The following is a 20,486-nucleotide window of genomic DNA, read 5'->3' on the forward strand; positions in this document are numbered from 1 at the left end:
CGCAACGGATGCCGAGCTCGGCGCGTCGGGCAGAATCTGCGCCGTTGTGACCTCGCGGCTAGATCACTCCCTCGGACCAGTCATCCGGGTTGCCGAAGCGGTGGGCGGTGATCGTGATCGACTGCTCGTGAAGGAACGGCAACAGCTCGATGCGGCCGGCCGTGGTCACCTCGTTGTCGTAGATCGCGACATCCGGGTCCCCACCGACAGCCTCGGCGAGTGCGGAATGCAGCGCCGCAACGGCGTCCGCCCCACCGACCAGGCGCACCCGCGGCGGGCGGGTCGGTCGGGGCTCGCCGGCAACGGCATCCGCGACATCCTGCTCGGGTCGGGCAACGCGGTCGAGCCACTCGTCCTCGGTCTCGACGAACACGGTCACGTCCTGATCGCTGAGCGCACGCCGAACAGCAGCGGGCAGCCCGACCGGTGAGCTGACGGTGGTCGCCGACCCGGTGCGGATGCCGGCGAGGATGACGCGCAGCAGCGCCTGCCACGTCGCATCCCCCGTCGCCCGGATCGCGACCTCGACAGGCCGGTAGCGGAAGAGGTTCCGCTCGACACCGAGCCGTGAGACATCGGTGACGCGACCGAACTCCTCGTTCCAGGCGACCGCGTCAGAGAGGGCAGCGCGACGGAGCCACTCGAACGCGGGGTAGTCCAGCGAGGCCTGGGCGGCTTCGATCACGGTCGTGATGCGTGAATCGAGACCGCGCAGGTGCAGCGTCGACGACGGGGCGCCGGCATCCGTTCCCCGCCACCTGCCGAGGCCGATGAGGTAGTTCGGACCACCCGCCTTCGTGCCGGGACCGACCGACGAGCGCTTCCACCCGCCGAACGGCTGCCGCTGCACGATCGCTCCCGTGATCCCGCGGTTCACGTAGAGATTGCCGGCCTCGACGCGGTCGAGCCACATCGCGAGGTCGTCGGGGTTCTGGGTGTACAGGCCCGCCGTGAGCCCGTACTCAACGGCGTTCTGCAGCTCAATCGCGTGCGCGAGGGAGGCCGCGTGCATGATCCCGAGCACGGGTCCGAAGAATTCCTCGAGGTGCACGCGCGAACCCGGTTGCACCCCGACACGGATGCCGGGACGGAAGAACCGGCCGGCATACTCAGGCCCGACATCCAGCGGTTCGGGTGTGACGAGCCACTGCTCGCCCTCGTCGAGCGTCGTCAGAGCCCACTCCAGCTTGCCGCGAGGCGGTTCGATCACCGGGCCCATCTCCGAGCGCGGATCGGTCGGCGGTCCGACGCGCAGCGAGGTCGCAGCATCCACGAGTTGACGCGCGAAGCGCTCCGAGCGCCCGACCGGGCCGACGAGAATCGCCAGCGACGCCGCGGAGCACTTCTGCCCCGCGTGCCCGAAGGCGCTCTTGATGAGGTCGGATGCTGCCAGGTCAAGATCTGCCGATGGCGTGATGACCATCGCGTTCTTGCCGCTCGTCTCGGCAAGCAGCGGCAGGTCCGGGCGCCAGGACCGGAACAGGGCCGCGGTGTCGAAAGACCCGGTCAGGATGACACGATCGACATCCGGGTGCGAGAGCAGCTGCTGCCCGAGCGTCCCCTCGTCGATGTCGACCAGCGCGAGCACGTCACGCGGGACGCCGGCCTCCCACAGGGCCTCGGCGACCACCGCCGCGCAGCGCCTCGCCTGCGGCGCGGGTTTGGCGATCACACCCGAGCCTGCCGCGAGCGCAGCCAGCACGCCGCCCGCCGGGATCGCGATGGGGAAGTTCCAGGGAGGAGTGACCACCGTGAGGCGCGCGGGCACGAAGATCGCACCGCTGACCCGATCGAGTTCGCGCGCCGTCGCGGCGTAGTAGTTCGCGAAGTCGACAGCCTCGCTGACCTCAACATCCGCCTCGGCGAAGACCTTGCCAGTCTCGGATCCAGCGACCTCGATGAGTTCGCTGCGCCGGGCCTCCAGCGCCCGCGCCGCCGCCTGCAGCACCACCGATCGGTCGGCAGCCGGCATCGCGCCCCACCGCTGCGCCGCGCCGCGGACACCGGTGACGACCTGTTCGAGACTTTCGGCATCCGTGACCCGGGCCGCCTCGATCGTGGCATCCCCCGCCGTCGAGACAGCCATGCGCTCGAGCGCGTGGCTGGCCCACTCGCGGTTGGCCGGGAGCGCAGGATCCGTGTCGCGCGCATTGCGGAAACCAGGCGCGCCCGCGGCGACCCCGTCGGACTCCGTCGCGGAGTAGATCGCCGTCTCGACGTACTCGACACCCCCGAACCGGGCGATGCCATCGTCGGATGCCGCAGAACTCGCGATCCCGAGCACCGCCTGCGTCAGCCCCCCGGCCTGAGGCGGCGGGGCATCACGCAGGATGCGCTGCTCGGCATTCCCCTCGGCGGCTTCTTCCTCTGCCCGGTTCTGCCGACGGTTTGGTCCGACCGGAAGCGTCGGGTCGGCGGCGCGGTCGAGCGAGGCCAGGAAGCGGTCGCGCTCCCGGTCGAACAGCGCAGGATCGTCGGCGAGATCGAATGCCGCCGACAGGAAATTCTCGCTCGACGCGTTCTCCTCGAGCCGTCGGACGAGATAGCTGATCGCGACGTCGAACTCCTGCGGGTGTACGACCGGGACATACAGGAGGACGTGTCCCACCTCGCGTGAGATCGCCGCGACCTGCCCCTGGGCCATGCCCAAGAGCATCTCGATCTCGATGTCTTCGCGCACCGCCCGCTCGCCCGCAAGCAGCCAGGCGTACGCGATATCGAAGAGGTTGTGGCCTGCGACGCCGAGCCGCACGGCATCCGTGTTCTCGGGCTGCAGCGCTTCGTCGAGGCAGCGCAGGTAGTTGGCGTCCGCATCGACCTTGCGATCGTAGGTCGCCAGCGACCAGTCGTGCATGATCGCGTCGACCCGCTCCATCGCGAGGTTCGCGCCCTTGACCAGCCGGATCTTGATCCGAGCGCCGCCGTCCGCGACCCGCTGACGCGCCCAGGCCGTGAGCTCCTGCAGCGCCGGGAGGGCATCGGGCAGATAGGCCTGTAGCACGATCCCCGCCTCGAGATCGCGCAGCCGCTCATCTTCGAGGATGCGGGTGAATACCGCGATCGTCAGGTCGAGGTCGCGGTACTCCTCCATGTCGAGATTGATGAAGGTGCGACCGCCGTTCTCGGGGAGCCCCGCCGCGGCGGTGAGGTACAGCGGCATGAGGCGCTCGACGACGGCATCTACGAGTTCGTCGAAGGCCCACATCGAGATGTGGCTCGCGATCGCCGAGACCTTCACCGACACATAGTCGACGTCGGGGCGACGGATGAGGTCGTGGATGCCCTCGAGTCGGCGCAGCGCCTCGCGCTCACCGAGGACTGCCTCGCCCAGCAGGTTGAGATTCAGTCTGGCGCCGCTCTCCCGGAGCGTCGCGATCGCGGGACCGAGCTTGTCAGGGCGGGCGTCGACAACGAGGTGCGAGACCATCTCGCGCAGCGCCCGCCGCGCGATCGGCACGACCGGCGCCGGGAGCACGGGCGCCACCGCGCCGCCCACCTTCACCGCGCCGCGCAGGTACCAGGGAAGGAAGTCCGGCGCGAGCGGCGCTATGCGAGAAAGGGTGGATGCCGCGGCGGTGAGGCTCTCCGGGCGCATGACACCGTCGACGAAGCCGATGGTGAACGGGAGTCCGTTCGGATCCTTCAGGACGCCGGCCAGGCGCTGGGCCGAGGCATCCGCGGGGAACTCGGCGGCTTCGGCGACCCAGCGTGCGGCGAGATCGATCGCGCGCTGCGCCAGGTCGCCCGACGGCGCGGATGGCGCCGTTTCGGGGTCTCGTGCATGCGATCAGCCTACGTCCGGCGAGCGGGCCGTCGAGGTTGCGCCGGACGGCCATCCGGGGCGGCGCCCGGCGTGCAGCTAACTCCTCACATCCGCGCCGATTGGGGCCCCGCCGCGCCCCGAAACCGCCCCTCACGCGCGAGATTGAGGAGTTAGCGACATCCGGCAGCGGCCACCGGCCCGCGGCGCGGTCACGCTGATCCACGGCACAGGGAGTTGGCTGCTGTCGCTAACTCCTCCGATCAGCGCCGAAGCGGACCGAACCGCCCGGTCGTCCCGGCCATAACCCCCGGGATTGCGGAGTTACCGACGGGGCAGCACGCGGTCTCGAGACGGGTCAGGCCCAGACGCTCGGAGCCGCGGCCTTGGTGGGCGGCAGGGCGGATGCCGCCGCCCAGTCGTGGATCCAGGACGAGACGTCCGGGGTGTCATCGGGGCGTCCCACGGCGGCGAAGAACTCGTCGTGGCTGACCGTCCCGCCGGCGCGCTTGAGCATCCGCGAGCGGATGATCGCGCGTGCGAAGATCTCGCCGTTCACGACCGCCCGGTGCTCCAGATAGAGCGCCTTGTCATCGTGACCGATGAAGCGCGACTCGATGTCGAAGCGCTGCCAGAGCTGAAGCGACTTGCGAAACGAGATCGTCTCACTCGAGACGACCGCGTACCAGCCCTGTTCCCGCATGGCGTCGAGCAGACCCGAGCGCACCAGCAGATCCCAGCGTCCGAGATCGAACAGCGATAGGTACCGGCCATTGTTCATGTGCCGCAGGATGTCGATGTCGGTCGGCAACGTCGTCAGCCGAATCCGCGCAACGCCGGTCGGGGAGACCAGGCCCTCGCGGCGCTTGCGCCATCGCGCTCGCCAGATCACCAGCATGGTTCGCCACATCACGTTCACGAGGGGCGATGCTAGGGGACAACGCGCCGCTAAGGCACCCGGTTGTGGGATTCCCACAGCGCCGCCCCGCCGCATCCGGCCCGCTTTTGCGCCGATTTCTCTCCCCGTGATCGCCCGCGTAGAGTCTGGCCATGAACGCCGAAACGCAGACGGACGTTATCGTCAGACCCGTGCGTGATGTCGACGCGCAGGAGCTTGGGCGCGTCCACGCGACGTGCTGGCACGAAACCTACGACCACCTCATCAGCAAGGCAGCTCTGGAGAACGTCTCACCGAAGAGACTCGCGGAACTGTGGACGCACTGGGCAGAGCAGGGCGAGGAGTACCGCATGAGTGCGGCGCTCGTCGACGGCGAGATCATCGGGTTCGTCGGCTCCGGGCCGGCACGCGACGAGGACGCCCCGCGGGAGCGGGAGCTCTACTTCATCTATCTTCTTCATCGCTACCACGGCACCGGCGTCGGTCAGCAGCTCTTCGATGCCGCCATCGACGAGGGCGAGGGCGTCTACCTGTGGGTCGCGGCAGACAACCCCCGCGCCCACCGGTTCTATGCGCGCAACGGCTTCGCCCTCGACGGGGAGACCCATGATGAGGCGTTCCTCGGTGAGACGCTGACCGAGGTTCGCTTCGTCCGGTGACCAGTCCCCGCTGCGCCGACCGTGACAGGTCGGCGCGACCGGACAGTCGGTGACCATGCTGCAGATCTGGGCGTTCGACGGCATTCCCGAGATCGTCGCCGGCGATGACCTCGTCGCGGTGATCGCCAGCGCGGCTGGAGGCTCGCTCGCTGACGGCGACATCCTCGTGGTCACCTCGAAGATCGTCTCGAAGGCCGAGGGACGGTTCGTCGCCGCCACCGACCGTGAGGACGCGATCACCGCCGAGACGGTGCGGGTCGTCGCGACGCGGGTTTCGACGTCCGGTCATGCCACCCGCATCGTCGAGAACCGTCTCGGCATCATCGCCGCGGCCGCGGGCGTCGATGCGTCCAACACTCCCGAGGGCACGGTGCTGCTGCTCCCCCGCGATCCGGATGCGTCGGCCCGTGCGCTGGCGGCGGGCCTGCGGACGGCAACCGGACTCGAGCTCGGCGTCATCATCAGCGACACGCTCGGGCGTGCGTGGCGTGAGGGTCAGACCGACACGGCGATCGGCGCGGCAGGCATCCGGGTGTTCGAAGACCTCCGCGGCGGCACGGATGCCGAGGGCCGCCCCCTCGTCGTGACGATGCCGTGCGTCGCGGACGAGCTCGCCGCCGCCGCTGACCTCGTCAAAGGAAAGACCGGACAGACGCCGGTCGCGGTTGTGCGCGGCCGGAGCGACCTCGTCGGATCGCTCGACCTTCCCGGAGCGCGCTCGATCGTCCGGGCGCGTGAGAACGACATGTTCCACACCGGCGCTGCCGAGTCCTACGCGGACGGATACGCGCGGGGACGCGCTGACCAGGCCGCAGCTGACGCGAACGGCGGAGGGGCAGAGCACTGAGCTCTGCCCCTCCGGTCCGATCGATTCACTCGGGTCAGCGCGCCGAGCGCAACGACACCTGCCCTGCCGACAGGTTGACCGAGATCGTGCTGTCGGCACCGGGATCGCTGCCGACGCTGTTTCGGAAGTTCCCCGCTGACACGTCGGAGGTCACGTCGTAGCTGCCCTCGGGTACGACGAGATTCAGAGAACCTGCGCTGACTTCGGCGCGGATGTCGCTGGGCTGCGATCCGGTCAAGGCGGCGTCCATCGATCCCGCGCTGACCGTGAGGTCGGCGGTGTCGACGTCGGCAAGTTCGAGCGTTGCGCGGCCCGCCGAGAGATCGATGGTGAGATCCTCGGCTGCGCCCGCCAGATCCACCTCGCCGGCACCGACCGAGAGGCCGACCGCGCCGAACTCACCGTCGGCGTGGAAGGAACCCGCGGCCATCTGCAGCTCAGCATCCAGTCCCTCGAGGTCGTCGGGGAGGAGGAGGACAGCGCTGCCGCTGCCACCGAAGACCCAGCCCATGCCCCACTCCCAGCGCGGCGAGGAAACCGTGAGTGTGTCACCGTCACGTTCGAGGCTCCACCGATCGCCGCCGAACGGCGCGGTGACCTCGAGCTCAGCCTCGTCGACATCCGCGTACTCGACCGTCAGCGACCCCGCGTTGAGTTCGATCGAGAGCGTGTCGACACCGGAAACGGCGACGGCCCGCGAATCGGTCGAAACAGCGGCGGCGCGGATGGTGCTGAACACAGCCCCGATGATGGTGCCGAACACGATCAGTGCGCCCAGGACGATCACCAGCACGGCGATGACGGTCGAGGATCCGCGGGTGCCCGGAGACTCGGGACCGGGAGAGTCCGGTCCCGCCGGCGGTGCCGGGGCGGACGGCGGCGGGGTGAGGTCGGTGGTCATGAGAGTTCTCCCGTCTTCGGCGGCATCCCGCCGTGAGCGATGTGGGCGAGGGCAGCGAGCACTCGCCGGTTGCCGGAGTCGTCCTGCTCGAGCTCGAGCTTCTGGAAGACCGCCGTGATGTGCTTTTCGACACTGCCCTCGCTGATGTGGAGGGTGCGCCCGATGGCCTGATTCGATTTGCCTTCGGCGATCAGGGCGAGCACGGTGGCCTCCCGATCGGTGAGGCGACGCATCCGTTCGTCACGCGCCCGTCTGCCGAGCAGCTGCGCGACAACCTCGGGGTCGAAGACCGTGGCGCCCGCGGCGATGGAGTCAACCGACTCCAGGAACTCGGCCACGTCAGCGACGCGGTCCTTCAGCAGGTAGCCGAGGGCCCCGCCCCGCCCGGCGATGAGATCGCTCGCGTAGCGCTCCTCCACGTACTGGGAGAGCACCAGGACGGGAAGATCGGGGCGGGAGGCGCGAAGGCTGACGGCGGCACGGATGCCTTCATCGGTCCGGGTCGGGGGAGGCGCACATCCAGGATGCAGAGCTGGGGATCGAGGTCCGCGACCGCTTCGGTCAGACCCTCGGTGTCGCCGAGGGCGGCGACCACCTCGTGGCCGGCATCCTCGAGCAGGCGGACCAGCCCCTCGCGCAACAGGACGGAGTCTTCACAGATCACGATGCGCATGGCAGGCTCACCTCCACTGTCGTCGGGCCGCCGACGGGGCTGTCGACGGTGAATGTCCCGCCGGCGCCCAGTGCCCGGTTGGAGATCCCGTCGAGGCCACCACCCGGGATGACCCGGGCGCCGCCGATGCCGTTGTCTTCGACACGGGCCCACAGAATCCCGCCGTCGCGCTGGCGGACCAGCACGCGAGCTTCCGTTGCCCGTGAGTGCTTGGCGGCGTTGGTCAGCGCTTCCGCGATGACGAAGTAGGCAGCGGCCTCGGCCGTCGGCGCGCAGCGCTCGGTGATCCGCACGTCGAGGGTCACCGGCACAGGTGACCGGGCGGCGAGAGCCGACAGTGCAGCGTCGAGGCCGCGATCGTCGAGGACGGAGGTGTGGATGCCGCGAGCCAGCTGCCGCAGTTCCGTGATCGCCGCCTTCGTCGAGGTGTGAGCCTCGGCGATGAGCTCCTTCGCGGCCGCGGGATCAGAGTCGATCTTCTGCTGCGCGAGACCGAGAGTCATCCCGACCGACACGAGGCGGGGCTGGACGCCGTCGTGGAGGTCGCGTTCGATGCGGGTGCGCTCGACGTCCGCGGCGCGCACGGCGCCTGCCCGCTGAGCCTGCGACTGTCGGGCCTGCTCTGCCAGCAGCGCCTCCCGGGAGGGGATCATGATCGCGCGGGCCAGCACTCCGTGCAGGAAGGCGAGGCCCACGATCGTTGCCACCGCGACAAGCGAGACCACGATGCCCACCGGCACCGCCCAGGCCGTCGAGACGTCGATCCACGTACTGCCGAGCCTCACGGCATCCGCCTGGCCGGCATACAGCGGCGAGAAGGCGAGCGCGACACCCGAGGCGGTCACTCCCACCAGGCTCAGCACGACCCAGCCGAGGATCGTGGCGATCGCGCCGTTGGCGACCGCGCGCCACATGCCGGGGTCGATGAACTGCAACCAGATCGTGTGGAGGAAGCCACCGAACCCGGGCTTCGGGCTGCGTCGCGGGCGTCGCGGAGGCAGCCCGAAACGGTAGAGCCCGTCGATCCGGGCATTCTCGAGCCAGCTGAGCGCGAACAGCGCGTAGACGAGGGCCACCAGGAACACGAGCCCGATTCCGATGACGGGTAGAAGCCCGACCCCGAGACCCAGGAGCGTCATGAGAATGGCGAACACCCCGGGGCCGATAACACCGAGCGCCGCAAGCTGGGCGATCGCGCCCGCCATCCGCGCCGGTGTCGCAACGGGCCGTGGCGGCGAATACGTTGTCGTCATGCCTCCACGGTAGGTTCCAGGGTGCGTTTCTCGCGTCCCTGCCAGCCGGTCGAATCGCTGGGGATAACCCCCCAGATCTGGCCGGGCGCACCGGACCCCGCTGACAGACGCCGTGCGGAGTCAGCGCTCTTAGCGGCTCGACACCGTCCCGAACAGGCGCGCGATCGGGGCCAGCACCAGGGGACGCGCGGCAACCCAAGCCGCCGCGATCACGACCAGCGAGAGCACGAACAGCCAGAACCCGACCCAGTTGTCGGCGTCGGTGGCCGCGTACATGTGGTTCAGGTTGCGCAGAGCCCCGGTGGCGAAGACCAGGATGACGTGGACGATGATGAACGCGACGAAGTACAGCATCACCGGGAAGTGCACCTTCCGTGCCCATTCGACCGGGTAGACCTTGTTCAGCCTCTTCGCATTCTTCGGCCAGATCCCACTCATCCGCACGCCGGTGATGATCGCCAGCGGCGCAGCGAGGAACACCGTCGTGAAGTATGCGAGCTGCTGCAGGGAGTTGTAGTTGACCCAGCCGTTCTCGGTCGGCCAGTCCAGCGAGACGTACTGCAAAGCGGCCGAGAGCGCGTTCGGGAAGACCTCCCACGACGTCGGGACGATCCGCATCCACTGACCCGTGACAAACAGCAACACGATGAAGATGAGTCCGTTGACGATCCACAGGATGTCGAGGGCCTGGTGGAACCAGATCGTGAGACTCACTTTGCCCTTGGGTTTGTTCCGCGGCGCCCAGAACACGCTCGGGCGCTTCTCGGTGCGGATCGTGAGTCCCGATCGGATGATCAGCACCATCAGGAACACGTTGAAGAAGTGCTGCCAGCCCAGCCACGCCGGGAAACCGACCGGCGCCCCCTCGGGCAGGTGATACTCGCCCGGGTAGGTCGTGAGGAAGTCCTGCAGCCCCTCGAGGGAGAGCAGCCAACGCACCGCGAGCACTGCCATTCCCGCGGCGAAGAGCACCCCCAGGCCGCCGACGATGACGACACCGGCCCACTGCGCTTTCGTGAACGGGCCCCTGCGAGCTGGCTCCGGCCGCGGCGCCGTGCGGGTCCGAGCTGACGCCCCCTCCCAGACCGTCGGTGTGAACGGCAACGGCACGCTGACGTCATACGCAGGGCGCTCGGCGACGGAAGTCTCGGCGGGTGCGGCATCCGCGCTGTGTTCGTTTGCTGCAACAGGCCGGGCGCCGTCGTCGACGCTAGGGTTTTGCGGCGAGTGAACGTCGGCACCGGATGCTGCGATCGCCGCGGCCATCTCGGCCGTCGGCCACGGCTCGCCACCGGGGACGCGAGGGAGCCCGCGGCGCACGGTGCGCGAAGACCGGCCCGTTGCGGGGGCCGCGGCACTCGCTGCCGACCCGACGGACGCGGCATCGGTCACCGGAGCGCCGCCTGCGGCCGCGCCCGTGTGTGCTGCAGATTCGTACGACTGCTGCGCATCTTCCCGCAGCGCCTGCACCGACGTGCCGCCCTCAGGTGACGATGCGGCTGCGGATGCGCCTGGTGCGGCTGCGGATGCGCCTGGTGCGGCTGCGGCAGCCACGGATGCCGGGGGCCAGGGCTCGCCGCCGGGAACGCGGGGCAGGCCGCGGCGCACCGCGCGCGCTTCCGACGCAGCGGGTGCGGCAGCCGTCGCCGCTGGCGCTACAGTCTCGGTCGAGTGCTGCGCGTCTTCCCGCCGCGGTTGCGCCGAACTGACGCTCTCGAGTGAGGCGGCCTCGGCAGCCACGGATGCCGCGGCCGGCGCCTCCTCGGAAGACACGGATGCCGCAGCTGCTGCGCCCGGGGCTTCCCCGGCGGGAGGCCAGGGGTCGCCGCCGGGAGTGCGGGGCAGTCCGCGACGCAGGGTGCGCCCGTAGGTCGCCATCGGGTCAGGCCTTCTTCGCCTGCAGCGTCTCGATCAGCTGCGGGACGACGGTGAACAGGTCTCCGACGACGCCGAAATCGGCGATCTCGAAGATCGGGGCATCCGCATCCTTGTTGATCGCCACGATCGTCTTGGCTGTCTGCATGCCTGCCTTGTGCTGGATCGCTCCCGAAATGCCGAGCGCGACATACAGTTGCGGTGCGACAGAGACGCCGGTCTGTCCGACCTGCGCCGACTGCGCGATGTACCCGGCATCGACCGCGGCGCGCGAAGCACCCACCGCGGCTCCCAGCACGTCGGCGAGCTGCTCGACGAGCACGAACTTCTCCTCGGACCCGAGCCCACGCCCGCCCGAGACGACCTTCGCCGCGCCTCGCAGCTCGGGCCGCGCCGAGGTCACCACGACCTCTTCGACCGACCCGATGGTCGCGGCCTTGCGACCGGATGCCGCCACCTCGAGCTTCTCGGCGACAAGCGGCTGAGCCTCGGCCCGCGCATCGATCGAGCCCTGGCGCACCGTGATGACCGGGGCACCGAACGTCGCGGCAGCCTCGACGTTATAGGCACCGCCGTAGACCGAGTGGTGTGCCACGATGCCCTCGTCGTCGCGGGTCACCCCGACCGCGTCAACGCACAGTGCCGAGCGCGACCGGGCCGCGTAGCGTCCGGCGGTCTCGCGCGACTCGATCGAGTGGGACAGCAGCACGGCATCCGGGTTCACGAGCGCCGCAGCGGCAGCCACCGCGTCAGTCGCTGGGACTCCCAGCGACTGACCCAGACCTTCGGGCGTGGCAGTGAGCACCAGCGCGGCACCCAATTCTGCGGCCGTGGGCGCGAGAGTCTCTGCGTGCTCGCCGACGATCAGCGCGACCGGAGTTCCGACACCGGCCGCAGCACCGAGCAAACCCGCCGCGCTCGGCGCGAGCGCACCACCGGGTGTGACATCGAGAACGACCAGAACAGCATCAGCTGCAACATCCACCATCATCTGCCCCTTAGACCAACCGGTTCGAGATCAGGAACTCGGCGAGCTGCACGCCCGCGTCGCCCTCATCCACGACCTTCACACCTGCAGCACGCGGCGGCTTCTGCGCCACCGCGATCATGATCGACCGAGCCGCATTCGGGTCATCGGCAGCGACGGCGAGATCCGCGAGCGACACGGTGTCGACCGGCTTCTTCTTGGCCGCCATGATGCCCTTGAAGTTCGGGAACCGCGCATCGGGCAGCCGCTCGGTGATCGAGATCACGGCGGGAAGCGCGGCGGATGCCGTCATCGACCCGCCGTCGACCGACCGCTCACCCGACACCTCGGACTCCGTGATCGCGACGCTGTTCATGCTCGTGATGCTGGGCACATCGAGCAGCTCCGCGAGCATCGATGCCATGACCCCGCCGGAACCGTCAGTGGACTGGTTTCCGGTGATCACGAGGTCGAACCCGGCCCGCGAGATGGCGGCGGCCAGCACCTGTGCGCTGAGCCCCAGGTCGGCACCCAGCAACGCGTCGTCGACGACGTGGACAGCTGATGCTGCCCCCATCGCGAGTGCCTTGCGTACCGAACCGGATGCCGACTCCGGCGCCATCATGACCACGACGACCTCGGTGCCGGGGTTCGCGTCAGCGTAGGAGAGTGCGACTTCGAGTGACCGCTCACCGATCTCATCGATGACGGCGTCGCTGGCACCACGGTCGGCCAGCCCCGTCTCGAGATTCAGGACACGGTCCCCCCAGGTGTCGGGAACCTCTTTCACCAGGACGAGAATCCTCATCGCGCTCCTCCTTCTTGCATGAAGTCTATGGTCGGGCTGTACCGGTCAGCGGCCGGTGAAGTGGGGGGCGCGCTTCTCGCGGAAGGCCGCCATCCCCTCTTTCTGGTCGTCCAGAGCAAACAGCGAGACGAAGGCCTGCTTCTCGAACCGCAGACCCTCCGCCAGGCCGCTCTCCTGCGATGCGCGCAGCGCCTCCTTCGCGGCAAACGCGACCGGAAGCGACTTGCCGGCAATCGACTCCGCCACCGCCATCGCCTCGTCGGCGAGGTCCGCGGCAGGGACGACACGGGAGACGAGGCCCGCACGCTCGGCTTCCTCTGCGCCCATCATCCGGCCCGTGAGAACGAGCTCCGCCGCCTTGTAGTAGCCGATGGCGCGCGTCAGTCGCTGGGTGCCGCCGATGCCCGGAATGACACCGAGGGTGATCTCGGGCTGCCCGAACTTCGCGGTGTCAGCGGCGAGGATGACGTCACAGCTCATCGCGAGCTCGCAGCCGCCGCCGAGCGCGAAGCCCGAGACAGCCGCGATGATCGGCGTGCGTGCCCGGGCGAGGGCTTCCAGACCCACGAACGGGCTCGAGATCGACATGTCGCGGACGGACTTATCCGCCATCTCCTTGATGTCGGCGCCCGCGGCGAACGCACGCTCCGAGCCGGTGAGCACGATGCAGCCGATCTGCTCATCGGCATCGAACGCGGTCACGGCGGCGCCGAGCTCGGTAGCGAGGGTCGAGTTCAGCGCGTTGAGCGCCTCGGGACGGTTGAGTTGGATCCAGCCGACACGCCCCCGCGTCTCGACCAGGATCGTCTCGAACTCGCCGGTGAACTCTGTCATGTCTGTGCTCCTCTCCGCCGAACCTCGGCGGTTTCTGCGGGTGACCCGGGACGATCCTTTCGAATCCCCGACCGGGCTTCCAACCGGTTGTAGGTGGGCTACAGCCGTTCGATGATGGTGGCGTTCGCCATCCCGCCGCCCTCGCACATCGTCTGCAATCCGTATCGACCGCCGGTGTGCTCGAGGACGGCGAGGAGGGTCCCGAGAAGCCTCGTGCCCGAGGCGCCGACCGCGTGACCGAGCGCGAGCGCGCCGCCCCACGGATTGAGCTTGGTCGGGTCGGCGTGCAGTTCGCTCTGCCACGCCAGCGGTACCGATGCGAACGCTTCGTTGACCTCATACGCGTCGAGATCGTCGATGGACAGTCCGGCACGTTCCAGGATGCGGCGGGTCGCGGGAATCGGCGCCGTGAGCATCATGACGGGGTCGTCGCCGACGACGGCGAAGGCATGGAACCGGGCGCGAGGGGTAAGCCCCAGCGCTGCGGCGCGTTCCTCGCTCATGATGAGGGCGGCCGAGGCAGCATCCGTGAGCGGTGACGAGTTGCCGGCTGTGACGCGCCAATCGAGGTCCGGGAAGCGCTCGGCAAGCTCGTCGGTGCGAAACGCGGGAGCCAGTCCCGCCAACTGCTCGGTGGTCGTGCCGGGGCGGATCGTCTCGTCAACGGTGACGGCACCGTGTGGCGTTTCCACCGCCAGGAGGTCCGCGGCGAACCTGCCCTGTGCGGCGGCGTCGGCGGCACGCTCGTGGGACTGCGCGGCGTAGGCATCGAGCTCTTCACGCTCGAGGCCCCAGCGAGCAGCGATCAGCTCGGCCGAGACGCCCTGGTTCACCAGCCCCTCCGGGTAGCGTCGCTGGATGCCCTCGGCATCCAGGCCGCCTCGCCCCGCAGAGCCCAGGGGCACCCGGCTCATCGACTCCACGCCCGCCGCAATGACAATGTCATACGCGCCCGCGATCACTCCCTGCGCGGCGAAGTGCGCCGCCTGCTGGCTCGACCCACACTGTCGATCGATCGACACCGCCGGCACCGTGTGGTCGAACCCGGCCGCGAGAACCGCCTGCCGAGCGACGTTGCCGGTCTGGTCGCCGACCTGACTCACGCACCCCATCAGGACATCATCGATCTGACGCGACTCCAGGCCGTTGCGCTCGAGCAGCGCCGTCAGCGTCGTGGCGGCGAGGTCGACCGGATGCACGCCCGAAAGCGCACCTCCGGGCTTGCCGCGACCGGAGGGCGTCCTGACGACGTCGACGATGACGGCGTTAGTCACTCGGCGGCCTCCTCCGGGCGCTCCTGCACGTCGATGGCCGACGTGTCGGGCACGTAGCCCTCGATGTGGCGTTCGTCGGGCCCGTTGTAAGCGGACAGTGGGCGGATGAGGGCGTTCGAAGCCTGCTGCTCCATGATGTGAGCGGTCCAGCCCACCACCCTCGCGGCGACGAACAGGGGGGTGAAGGTCAGCGTGTCGAACCCGATGAGGTTGTAGGCGGGACCCGACGGATAGTCGAGGTTCGGGTAGATGCCCTTCCGCGCGACAAACTCCGACTCGAGCGCGTCGTAGAGCGCCGCAACGTCGGGCCGGTCGTAGTGCGCGACCAGGGTGTCCAGCGCCGCCTTCATGGTGGGGACGCGGGAGTCACCGCGCTTGTAGACCCGGTGGCCAAAGCCCATGATCTTGCGCTTTTCGGCGAGCGCGGTGTCCAGCCACGGCGTGACGTTCTCGGCCGAGCCGATCTCGTCGAAGATGTGGAGCACCGCTTCGTTCGCCCCGCCGTGCAGGGGGCCTTTGAGCGCACCGATCGCTCCGACGACGGCGGAGTACAGGTCGCTGAGGGTCGAGGTGATGACCCGCGCCGTGAACGTCGAGGCGTTGAACGAGTGCTCGGCGTAGAGGATCATCGACCGGTTGAACGCGTCGACGACGACCTCGTCAGCCTCTTCGCCGAACGTGAGCCAGAGGAAGTTCGCGGCGTAGTCCAGATCGTCGCGCGCCTCGACGGGCTCGAGTCCGCGGCGGCGGCGCTGGGAGTAGGCGACGATCGCGGGCAGTTCACCGAACAGGCGGATGCTGCGCTCGAGGTTCTCTTGCGGGGTGCCGACGGCATCCATGACGTTGAGGGTCCCGCGCGTCTCCCGCGCCCCGATGACGCTGACGGCGGTGCGCACCTCGTCCATCGGATGGGCATCCAGGGGGATGAGGTCGATCGCGGCCTTGACGTCGGGCTGCAGCGCGCGGTTCTCACGCTCTGTTCTGCGGAGGGTCGAGAGCTGGTCCTCGGAGGGTAGCTCGCCCGTCCACAGCAGGTGCGCGACAGCCTCGACCGGCTGGGTCGCGGCGAGCTCCTGCACGGGATAGCCGCGGTAGAGCAAGCTGTTGGTGTCGGGGTTCACCTTGCTGACAGCGGTGTAGTCGACAACGACGCCCGCAAGCCCCTTCTTGATGTCAGGCTCGGCCATGCTCACTCCTTCGTGATGGGTGTTGAGACGCTGAAGTTGTAGATGCTCGTGTCGAAGTGGTTGTACTGCTCGTAGTCGATGAGGTCGTATAGCTCGGCGCGATGCTGCATCTCGTCGAGCTTGTCACGCAGGTGCCCCTGGGTGGTCAGCTCGTCGAGCGCGCGACCCGCAGCGCCCATCGCGATCCGCAGCAGCGAGACGGGCCAGATGACGATGTTGATCCCCGCCGAGCGCAACTGCTCGGTGGAGAACAGCTCGCTCTTGCCGAACTCGGTCATGTTCGCCAGGACCGGCACATCCAGCGCGGCACGCATCCGTTCGAACTCGCCGAGATCGCGCATCGCCTCCGGGAAGATCGCGTCGGCTCCGGCATCCACGAGGGCCTTGGCGCGGTCGATCGCCGCATCCAGCCCCTCCACGGCACGGATGTCGGTGCGGGCCATGATCAAGAAGTTCTCGTCTCGGCGGGCGTCGACGGCGGCGCGGATGCGTTTGGTCGCCGTATCCGTGTCGACGACGGCCTTTCCGTCGAGGTGACCGCACCGCTTGGGATTGATCTGATCCTCGATATGGGTGCCTGCGAGCCCCGCGTCCTCGAGCGTCTGGATGGTGCGGGCAACGTTCATCGGCTCACCGAACCCGGTGTCGGCGTCGATGATGGCGGGAAGCTCGGTCATCCGGGCGATCTGCTGCCCGCGGCCGGCCACCTCGGTGAGCGTCGTCAGCCCGATGTCGGGAAGCCCCAGATCAGCGGCGAGCACGGCGCCCGAGATGTAGACGCCGTCGAAGTCCTTACGCTCGATGAGGCGTGCCGAGAGCGGGTTGAAGGCGCCCGGGAACTGCAGCAGCTCACCGGACGCGAGACGCTCACGGAGCAGGCGGCGCTTCTCACCGGCGGATGTCTGACTGTAGAGCATCAGAACAGCCCCTTGGGTGCCGGAGCGGAAGCGAGAACACCGGGCCTCGCGACGATATTGAGCTGCCCGACCTCGTCGGCCGAGAGCTCCGGAAGGCGCTGGGCGAGCGCGAGGAATCGCTCGATCTCTTCGGGAGTGAGCACCGGCTCGGCCAGCAGTCGGAACTTACGGATGTAGTCCTCGCGCGCGAAGGGCCGCGCCCCCAACGGGTGCGCGTCAGCGACCGCGATCTCGTCGACGATCGTCGACCCGTCGGCGAGGGTGATCTCGACGCGGCCGCCGAAGGCCTTCTCGTCGGGGTCTTCGGAGTGGTAGCGGCGCGTCCACTCGGCATCCTCGGCCGTCGTGATCTTGTGCCACAGCTCGACCGTGTCGGGCCGGGCCGCGCGCTCGGGGAGGTACGAGTCGACGTGGTGCCACGCACCGTCTTGCAGAGCGACCGCGAAGATGTACGGAATCGAGTGGTCGAGGGTCTCGCGGGATGCCGTGGGGTCGTACTTCTGCGGGTCATTCGCGCCCGAGCCGATGACGTAGTGCGTGTGGTGGCTCGTGTGCAGCACGATGGTCGCAATGTTCGCGGGGTCGCGCAGCTCCGGACGCTCGGCGCCGAGCTTGCGGGCCAGGTCGATCCACGCCTGCGCCTGGTACTCGGCGGAGTGCTCCTTCGTGTACGAGTCGAGGATCGCGCGCTTGGGTTCGCCCGGGCCCGGCAGGGGCACGTCGTAGGAGGCATCCTTGCCATCGAGCATCCAGGCGATCACGCCATCTTCACCCTCGTAGATGGGGCTCGGGCTGGTCTCGCCGCGCATCGCCCTGTCGACAGCTTCGACTGCCATCTTTCCGGCGAAGGCGGGGGCGTGCGCCTTCCAGGTCGAGATCTCGCCCTTGCGCGACTGGCGGGTCGCGGTGGTCGTGTGCAACGCCTGCCCGACGGCCTGATAGATCGTCTCTGCGGGAAGGCCCAGGAGCGTGCCGATGCCGGCAGCCGCCGACGGGCCGAGGTGGGCGACATGGTCGATCTTGTGCTTGTGGAGGGAGATGGCCCGCACGAGGTCCATCTGAATCTCGTAGCCCGTGGCGATTCCCCGCACGAGCGCAGCCCCGTCGGCCCCGACGTGCTGGGCGACGGCGAGGATCGGCGGGATGTTGTCACCGGGGTGTGAGTACTCGGCAGCGAGGAACGTGTCGTGATAGTCGAGCTCGCGCACCGCAACGCCGTTGGCCCACGCTGCCCACTCGGGGCTCGTGCGCCGCTCGTTCGCGCAGCCGAAGACGGTGGACCCGCCGCCGCTCACCGAGACCGCGTGGTCCAGCGCCTGCTGGCGGGCTGCGCTCACGGGCCGGCGGGTGAGGGATGCCGCAGCAACCGACGCGTTGTCGATGACGCGGTTGATGATCATGTCGACGACCGCGGCCTCGACCGCCACGGGGTCGGCGGCGACCTCGGCGATCTGCCAGGCGAGCTGGCCCTCGCGGGCGAGGTTCTCGTCACTGCGGTGGACACGGACGTGATGCGTGATGGTCATGCTGCTCCGGATTCGGTGCGGGCCTCGGCGAGAGAGGCGAGGATGCTGGTGAGGGCGTTGTGGAGGTGGACGTGTGTCGCGTGGGCGGCAAGGTCGGCGTCCTTGGCGGCGATCGCATGCGCGATCACCGCGTGCTCGCCGACGGAAGCGGAAAGCCGCGCTGGGTTCTCGCGGGCGAGGCGGCGGACGCGCACGAGGTGGGTGCGGATGGTGCGGAGGGCCGCACTCAGGTACGCGTTGTCGACCGCCGCGTCGAGGGCGGCGTCGAAGCGCTCGATCAGGTCGTAGTAGTGCTCACGGCCCTCACCCCGCAACGAGGTGCTGTCGAACTCGTCGGCGAGCGCCGCGAACTCCGCCGGGTCGGCCCGTGTTGCCGCGAGGCGCGCCGCGGCTTCTTCGAGGGCGCGGCGGAACTCGAAGAGCGCGCGGATGTCGTCGGCATCAACGTCCGAGACGACGGTCACGCGGGGCGACTGCTGGACGACCAGTCCGTCTGCAGCCAGTCGCGCGAGCGCTTCGCGCAACGGAGTCCTGCTCACCCCGAGGCGCGCTGCCTGCTCGACCTCACCGAGGACGGCGCCCGCGGGGAGCACGCCCTCCTGGATCTCGGCCAGGAGCGTTCGGTAGGCACGATCACTCGCTCGCATCCGCCCTCCTTTCGCCGCCCTCATGTATACACAAATCGCCTATGAGTGTGTAAATGGGAAGTTTGGGCGCTTCTCAGTATACAAAGAAGGTCGACTATGGGGCATCCGCGGTGCCCGGTGCTCCCTCGTACAGGCCGATGACGTTGCCATCGGGGTCGCTGATGACCGCCCACCAGCTCGCGTCGTCGATCGGCTGCTTCGACATCAAGACTGCGCCACCGGCATCCGTTGCCGCCGCGATGGTCTCGTCGATCGAATCCACTTCGACGTACGAGCGCGGTTGCGTAAAGCCCTCGCTGCGCGGCGCTAGTCCGCCGCCGCTGATCTGATTCGGCGCGTGCCACATTGGGTAGCCCTCGAAACCGGGCGCCTCGCGAATCTCCCATCCGAAGAGCCGCTCGTAGAACTGCGTTGCTGCAGCCAGATCAGTGACCGGGATGTCGATGTGCGTGATATCCCCATGAGCCATGTCGTCCTCCTCCATGAGCGCATGCCGCTGGCATCCGCCCGACGGTGTCAGTCTGACCGTCTCTCCCGGGTAGCGACAAGGCCCCTTCTCGCGCCGGATGCTCGGAGCGGGCCGTGCGACGATGAGGCGATGGACGACGCATCGGCAGCCGAACTGAGACGGCTCCGCGCCCGCGCATACGGTCCCGACGCCGACCTCCCCGATGATCCCACCGCCAGCGCACGGTTGGCGGAACTCGAAGCTCAGCTTCGCGCCGAGCGGGAGGCGAGGCAGCGGCCTAGCGCTTCTGCAGCGAGCCCCTCCGTCGAAGAGGATCGGCGTTGGAGTCGATCAAGCAACCCGTCCGCGCTCGACGGTAACGTGACTCCCGCGCCCCCACCGACCGGCGCGCCATCCGCCACCGATGCGACGGAAGCCGACGATCCCGCAACCTCGCGGATGTGGGCGGTGGTGCACATGCTCACCTCCCGGCTGCCGCCCGTCGCGACCTCCATCGTCGCGGTCACGATCGCTGCGTCCGTTGCTCTGACGGCGTCCATCGTGTGGGGTCTTGCGTCGATTCCCGTCATCTCTCAGGCGACCGGCGCCCGCCAGGTTGCCACTCTCGAGGTCGACGACGACGTCGAGATACCCGAGGGGTTTTTCGGCACGGCGTCGGAGCAGGCCATCGCCTACGAGTACTACGGGCTTCTGATCGTGCACTCGTCAGCGAGCAGCGCGTTCCTCGGTGACGGCGAGTGTCTCCTCGCCGTTGACGCAGAGAATGTGACGGCCGACGGCCAAGGAGTCAACGGTCCGCTCTACTACGGATGCCGCACCGGCGCTTTCCCCGCGACGTTCGAGATCGTGCTCGATAATTCCGTACCGGACGAACTGCGCGAGCAGTTCCCCGAGGGCGGAGCGCTGCAGTTCGTTCTGCAGGATGACCGGGTCGGTGTCTTCTGGGATGGCGGCGTGGCCGCGACGTAGCGCTCGGGTCGCACACGACACG

General features: G+C 68.8%; 17 protein-coding genes and 1 pseudogene. 3 read left to right on the top strand and 15 right to left on the bottom strand.

The genetic code is table 11. The annotated features are described in order from the left end of the window. Window positions 1–58: 58 nt before the first annotated feature. Together IT882_RS14365 and IT882_RS14370 are read right to left on the bottom strand one after the other, a co-directional pair. The gene (locus tag IT882_RS14365; RefSeq protein ID WP_229382163.1) at window positions 59–3,595 is read right to left on the bottom strand and encodes a bifunctional proline dehydrogenase/L-glutamate gamma-semialdehyde dehydrogenase; all 3,537 of its coding nucleotides are present in this window, start codon (window positions 3,593–3,595) and stop codon (window positions 59–61) included. Window positions 3,596–4,118: 523 nt separating this feature from the next. After that, window positions 4,119–4,679: an acyl-CoA thioesterase gene (locus IT882_RS14370; RefSeq protein ID WP_195692403.1), complete on the bottom strand. Its 561-nt coding sequence runs from the start codon at window positions 4,677–4,679 to the stop codon at window positions 4,119–4,121. A 131-nt stretch (window positions 4,680–4,810) separates the two neighbouring features. On the opposite strand from IT882_RS14370, the gene IT882_RS14375 reads away from it, so the two are divergent. Next, window positions 4,811–5,317, top strand: a complete 507-nt coding sequence (locus tag IT882_RS14375) for a GNAT family N-acetyltransferase (protein ID WP_195692404.1) — start codon at window positions 4,811–4,813, stop codon at window positions 5,315–5,317. A 55-nt stretch (window positions 5,318–5,372) separates the two neighbouring features. Continuing rightward, window positions 5,373–6,164: a coenzyme F420-0:L-glutamate ligase gene (gene cofE / locus IT882_RS14380; RefSeq protein ID WP_195694434.1), complete on the top strand. Its 792-nt coding sequence runs from the start codon at window positions 5,373–5,375 to the stop codon at window positions 6,162–6,164. A gap of 34 nt (window positions 6,165–6,198) precedes the next feature. Here cofE and IT882_RS14385 read toward each other — a convergent pair whose 3' ends face one another. From IT882_RS14385 to IT882_RS14445, 13 genes and pseudogenes are all read right to left on the bottom strand, one after another. After that, on the bottom strand, window positions 6,199–7,065 hold the full coding sequence (locus IT882_RS14385; RefSeq protein ID WP_195692405.1) for a hypothetical protein: 867 nt from the start codon (window positions 7,063–7,065) through the stop codon (window positions 6,199–6,201). Continuing rightward, window positions 7,062–7,738, bottom strand: a pseudogene (locus IT882_RS14390) (LuxR C-terminal-related transcriptional regulator). The gene IT882_RS14385 and the pseudogene IT882_RS14390 overlap by 4 nt, the downstream one beginning before the upstream one ends. Then, window positions 7,726–8,991: a sensor histidine kinase gene (locus IT882_RS14395; RefSeq protein ID WP_195692406.1), complete on the bottom strand. Its 1,266-nt coding sequence runs from the start codon at window positions 8,989–8,991 to the stop codon at window positions 7,726–7,728. The pseudogene IT882_RS14390 and the gene IT882_RS14395 overlap by 13 nt, the downstream one beginning before the upstream one ends. A gap of 129 nt (window positions 8,992–9,120) precedes the next feature. Beyond that, window positions 9,121–10,869 (bottom strand): cytochrome b/b6 domain-containing protein, encoded by a 1,749-nt coding sequence (locus tag IT882_RS14400; protein WP_195692407.1) that lies wholly within the window; start codon window positions 10,867–10,869, stop codon window positions 9,121–9,123. Between the two features lie 4 nt (window positions 10,870–10,873). Further along, entirely contained in the window at window positions 10,874–11,854 is a 981-nt protein-coding gene (locus IT882_RS14405) for an electron transfer flavoprotein subunit alpha/FixB family protein (RefSeq protein ID WP_195692408.1), read from the bottom strand. 10 nt (window positions 11,855–11,864) lie between these two features. Then, window positions 11,865–12,641, bottom strand: coding sequence for an electron transfer flavoprotein subunit beta/FixA family protein (locus tag IT882_RS14410; RefSeq protein WP_195692409.1), 777 nt, complete (start codon window positions 12,639–12,641; stop codon window positions 11,865–11,867). A 45-nt stretch (window positions 12,642–12,686) separates the two neighbouring features. Further along, window positions 12,687–13,475, bottom strand: coding sequence for an enoyl-CoA hydratase-related protein (locus IT882_RS14415; RefSeq protein WP_195692410.1), 789 nt, complete (start codon window positions 13,473–13,475; stop codon window positions 12,687–12,689). Window positions 13,476–13,573: 98 nt separating this feature from the next. Continuing rightward, window positions 13,574–14,749, bottom strand: coding sequence for a thiolase family protein (locus tag IT882_RS14420; protein ID WP_195692411.1), 1,176 nt, complete (start codon window positions 14,747–14,749; stop codon window positions 13,574–13,576). Beyond that, on the bottom strand, window positions 14,746–15,936 hold the full coding sequence (locus IT882_RS14425; RefSeq protein WP_195692412.1) for a bifunctional 2-methylcitrate synthase/citrate synthase: 1,191 nt from the start codon (window positions 15,934–15,936) through the stop codon (window positions 14,746–14,748). The genes IT882_RS14420 and IT882_RS14425 overlap by 4 nt, the downstream gene beginning before the upstream one ends. Before the next feature lie 2 nt (window positions 15,937–15,938). Beyond that, the gene (prpB, locus tag IT882_RS14430) at window positions 15,939–16,853 is read right to left on the bottom strand and encodes a methylisocitrate lyase (RefSeq protein ID WP_195692413.1); all 915 of its coding nucleotides are present in this window, start codon (window positions 16,851–16,853) and stop codon (window positions 15,939–15,941) included. Further along, entirely contained in the window at window positions 16,853–18,379 is a 1,527-nt protein-coding gene (locus IT882_RS14435; protein ID WP_195692414.1) for an MmgE/PrpD family protein, read from the bottom strand. The genes prpB and IT882_RS14435 overlap by 1 nt, the downstream gene beginning before the upstream one ends. After that, entirely contained in the window at window positions 18,376–19,026 is a 651-nt protein-coding gene (locus IT882_RS14440; RefSeq protein ID WP_195692415.1) for a GntR family transcriptional regulator, read from the bottom strand. The genes IT882_RS14435 and IT882_RS14440 overlap by 4 nt, the downstream gene beginning before the upstream one ends. A gap of 94 nt (window positions 19,027–19,120) precedes the next feature. Continuing rightward, window positions 19,121–19,495: a VOC family protein gene (locus IT882_RS14445; protein ID WP_195692416.1), complete on the bottom strand. Its 375-nt coding sequence runs from the start codon at window positions 19,493–19,495 to the stop codon at window positions 19,121–19,123. 129 nt (window positions 19,496–19,624) lie between these two features. On the opposite strand from IT882_RS14445, the gene IT882_RS14450 reads away from it, so the two are divergent. Then, window positions 19,625–20,464: a hypothetical protein gene (locus IT882_RS14450; protein ID WP_195692417.1), complete on the top strand. Its 840-nt coding sequence runs from the start codon at window positions 19,625–19,627 to the stop codon at window positions 20,462–20,464. Window positions 20,465–20,486: the final 22 nt, after the last annotated feature.

This window comes from Microbacterium schleiferi (assembly GCF_015565955.1).
Taxonomy (GTDB): domain Bacteria; phylum Actinomycetota; class Actinomycetes; order Actinomycetales; family Microbacteriaceae; genus Microbacterium; species Microbacterium schleiferi_A.

Excerpts from the sequence above, each read along its gene's own strand:
- IT882_RS14365 (WP_229382163.1), bottom strand. The coding sequence starts at position 3,595 with ATGCGCCCGGAGAGCCTCACCGCCGCGGCATCCACCCTTTCTCGCATA.
- IT882_RS14375 (WP_195692404.1), top strand. The coding sequence starts at position 4,811 with ATGAACGCCGAAACGCAGACGGACGTTATCGTCAGACCCGTGCGTGAT.
- cofE (WP_195694434.1), top strand. The coding sequence starts at position 5,373 with ATGCTGCAGATCTGGGCGTTCGACGGCATTCCCGAGATCGTCGCCGGC.
- IT882_RS14385 (WP_195692405.1), bottom strand. The coding sequence starts at position 7,065 with ATGACCACCGACCTCACCCCGCCGCCGTCCGCCCCGGCACCGCCGGCG.
- IT882_RS14395 (WP_195692406.1), bottom strand. The coding sequence starts at position 8,991 with ATGACGACAACGTATTCGCCGCCACGGCCCGTTGCGACACCGGCGCGG.
- IT882_RS14400 (WP_195692407.1), bottom strand. The coding sequence starts at position 10,869 with ATGGCGACCTACGGGCGCACCCTGCGTCGCGGACTGCCCCGCACTCCC.
- IT882_RS14405 (WP_195692408.1), bottom strand. The coding sequence starts at position 11,854 with ATGGTGGATGTTGCAGCTGATGCTGTTCTGGTCGTTCTCGATGTCACA.
- IT882_RS14410 (WP_195692409.1), bottom strand. The coding sequence starts at position 12,641 with ATGAGGATTCTCGTCCTGGTGAAAGAGGTTCCCGACACCTGGGGGGAC.
- IT882_RS14415 (WP_195692410.1), bottom strand. The coding sequence starts at position 13,475 with ATGACAGAGTTCACCGGCGAGTTCGAGACGATCCTGGTCGAGACGCGG.
- IT882_RS14425 (WP_195692412.1), bottom strand. The coding sequence starts at position 15,936 with ATGGCCGAGCCTGACATCAAGAAGGGGCTTGCGGGCGTCGTTGTCGAC.
- prpB (WP_195692413.1), bottom strand. The coding sequence starts at position 16,853 with ATGCTCTACAGTCAGACATCCGCCGGTGAGAAGCGCCGCCTGCTCCGT.
- IT882_RS14435 (WP_195692414.1), bottom strand. The coding sequence starts at position 18,379 with ATGACCATCACGCATCACGTCCGTGTCCACCGCAGTGACGAGAACCTC.
- IT882_RS14440 (WP_195692415.1), bottom strand. The coding sequence starts at position 19,026 with ATGCGAGCGAGTGATCGTGCCTACCGAACGCTCCTGGCCGAGATCCAG.
- IT882_RS14445 (WP_195692416.1), bottom strand. The coding sequence starts at position 19,495 with ATGGCTCATGGGGATATCACGCACATCGACATCCCGGTCACTGATCTG.
- IT882_RS14450 (WP_195692417.1), top strand. The coding sequence starts at position 19,625 with ATGGACGACGCATCGGCAGCCGAACTGAGACGGCTCCGCGCCCGCGCA.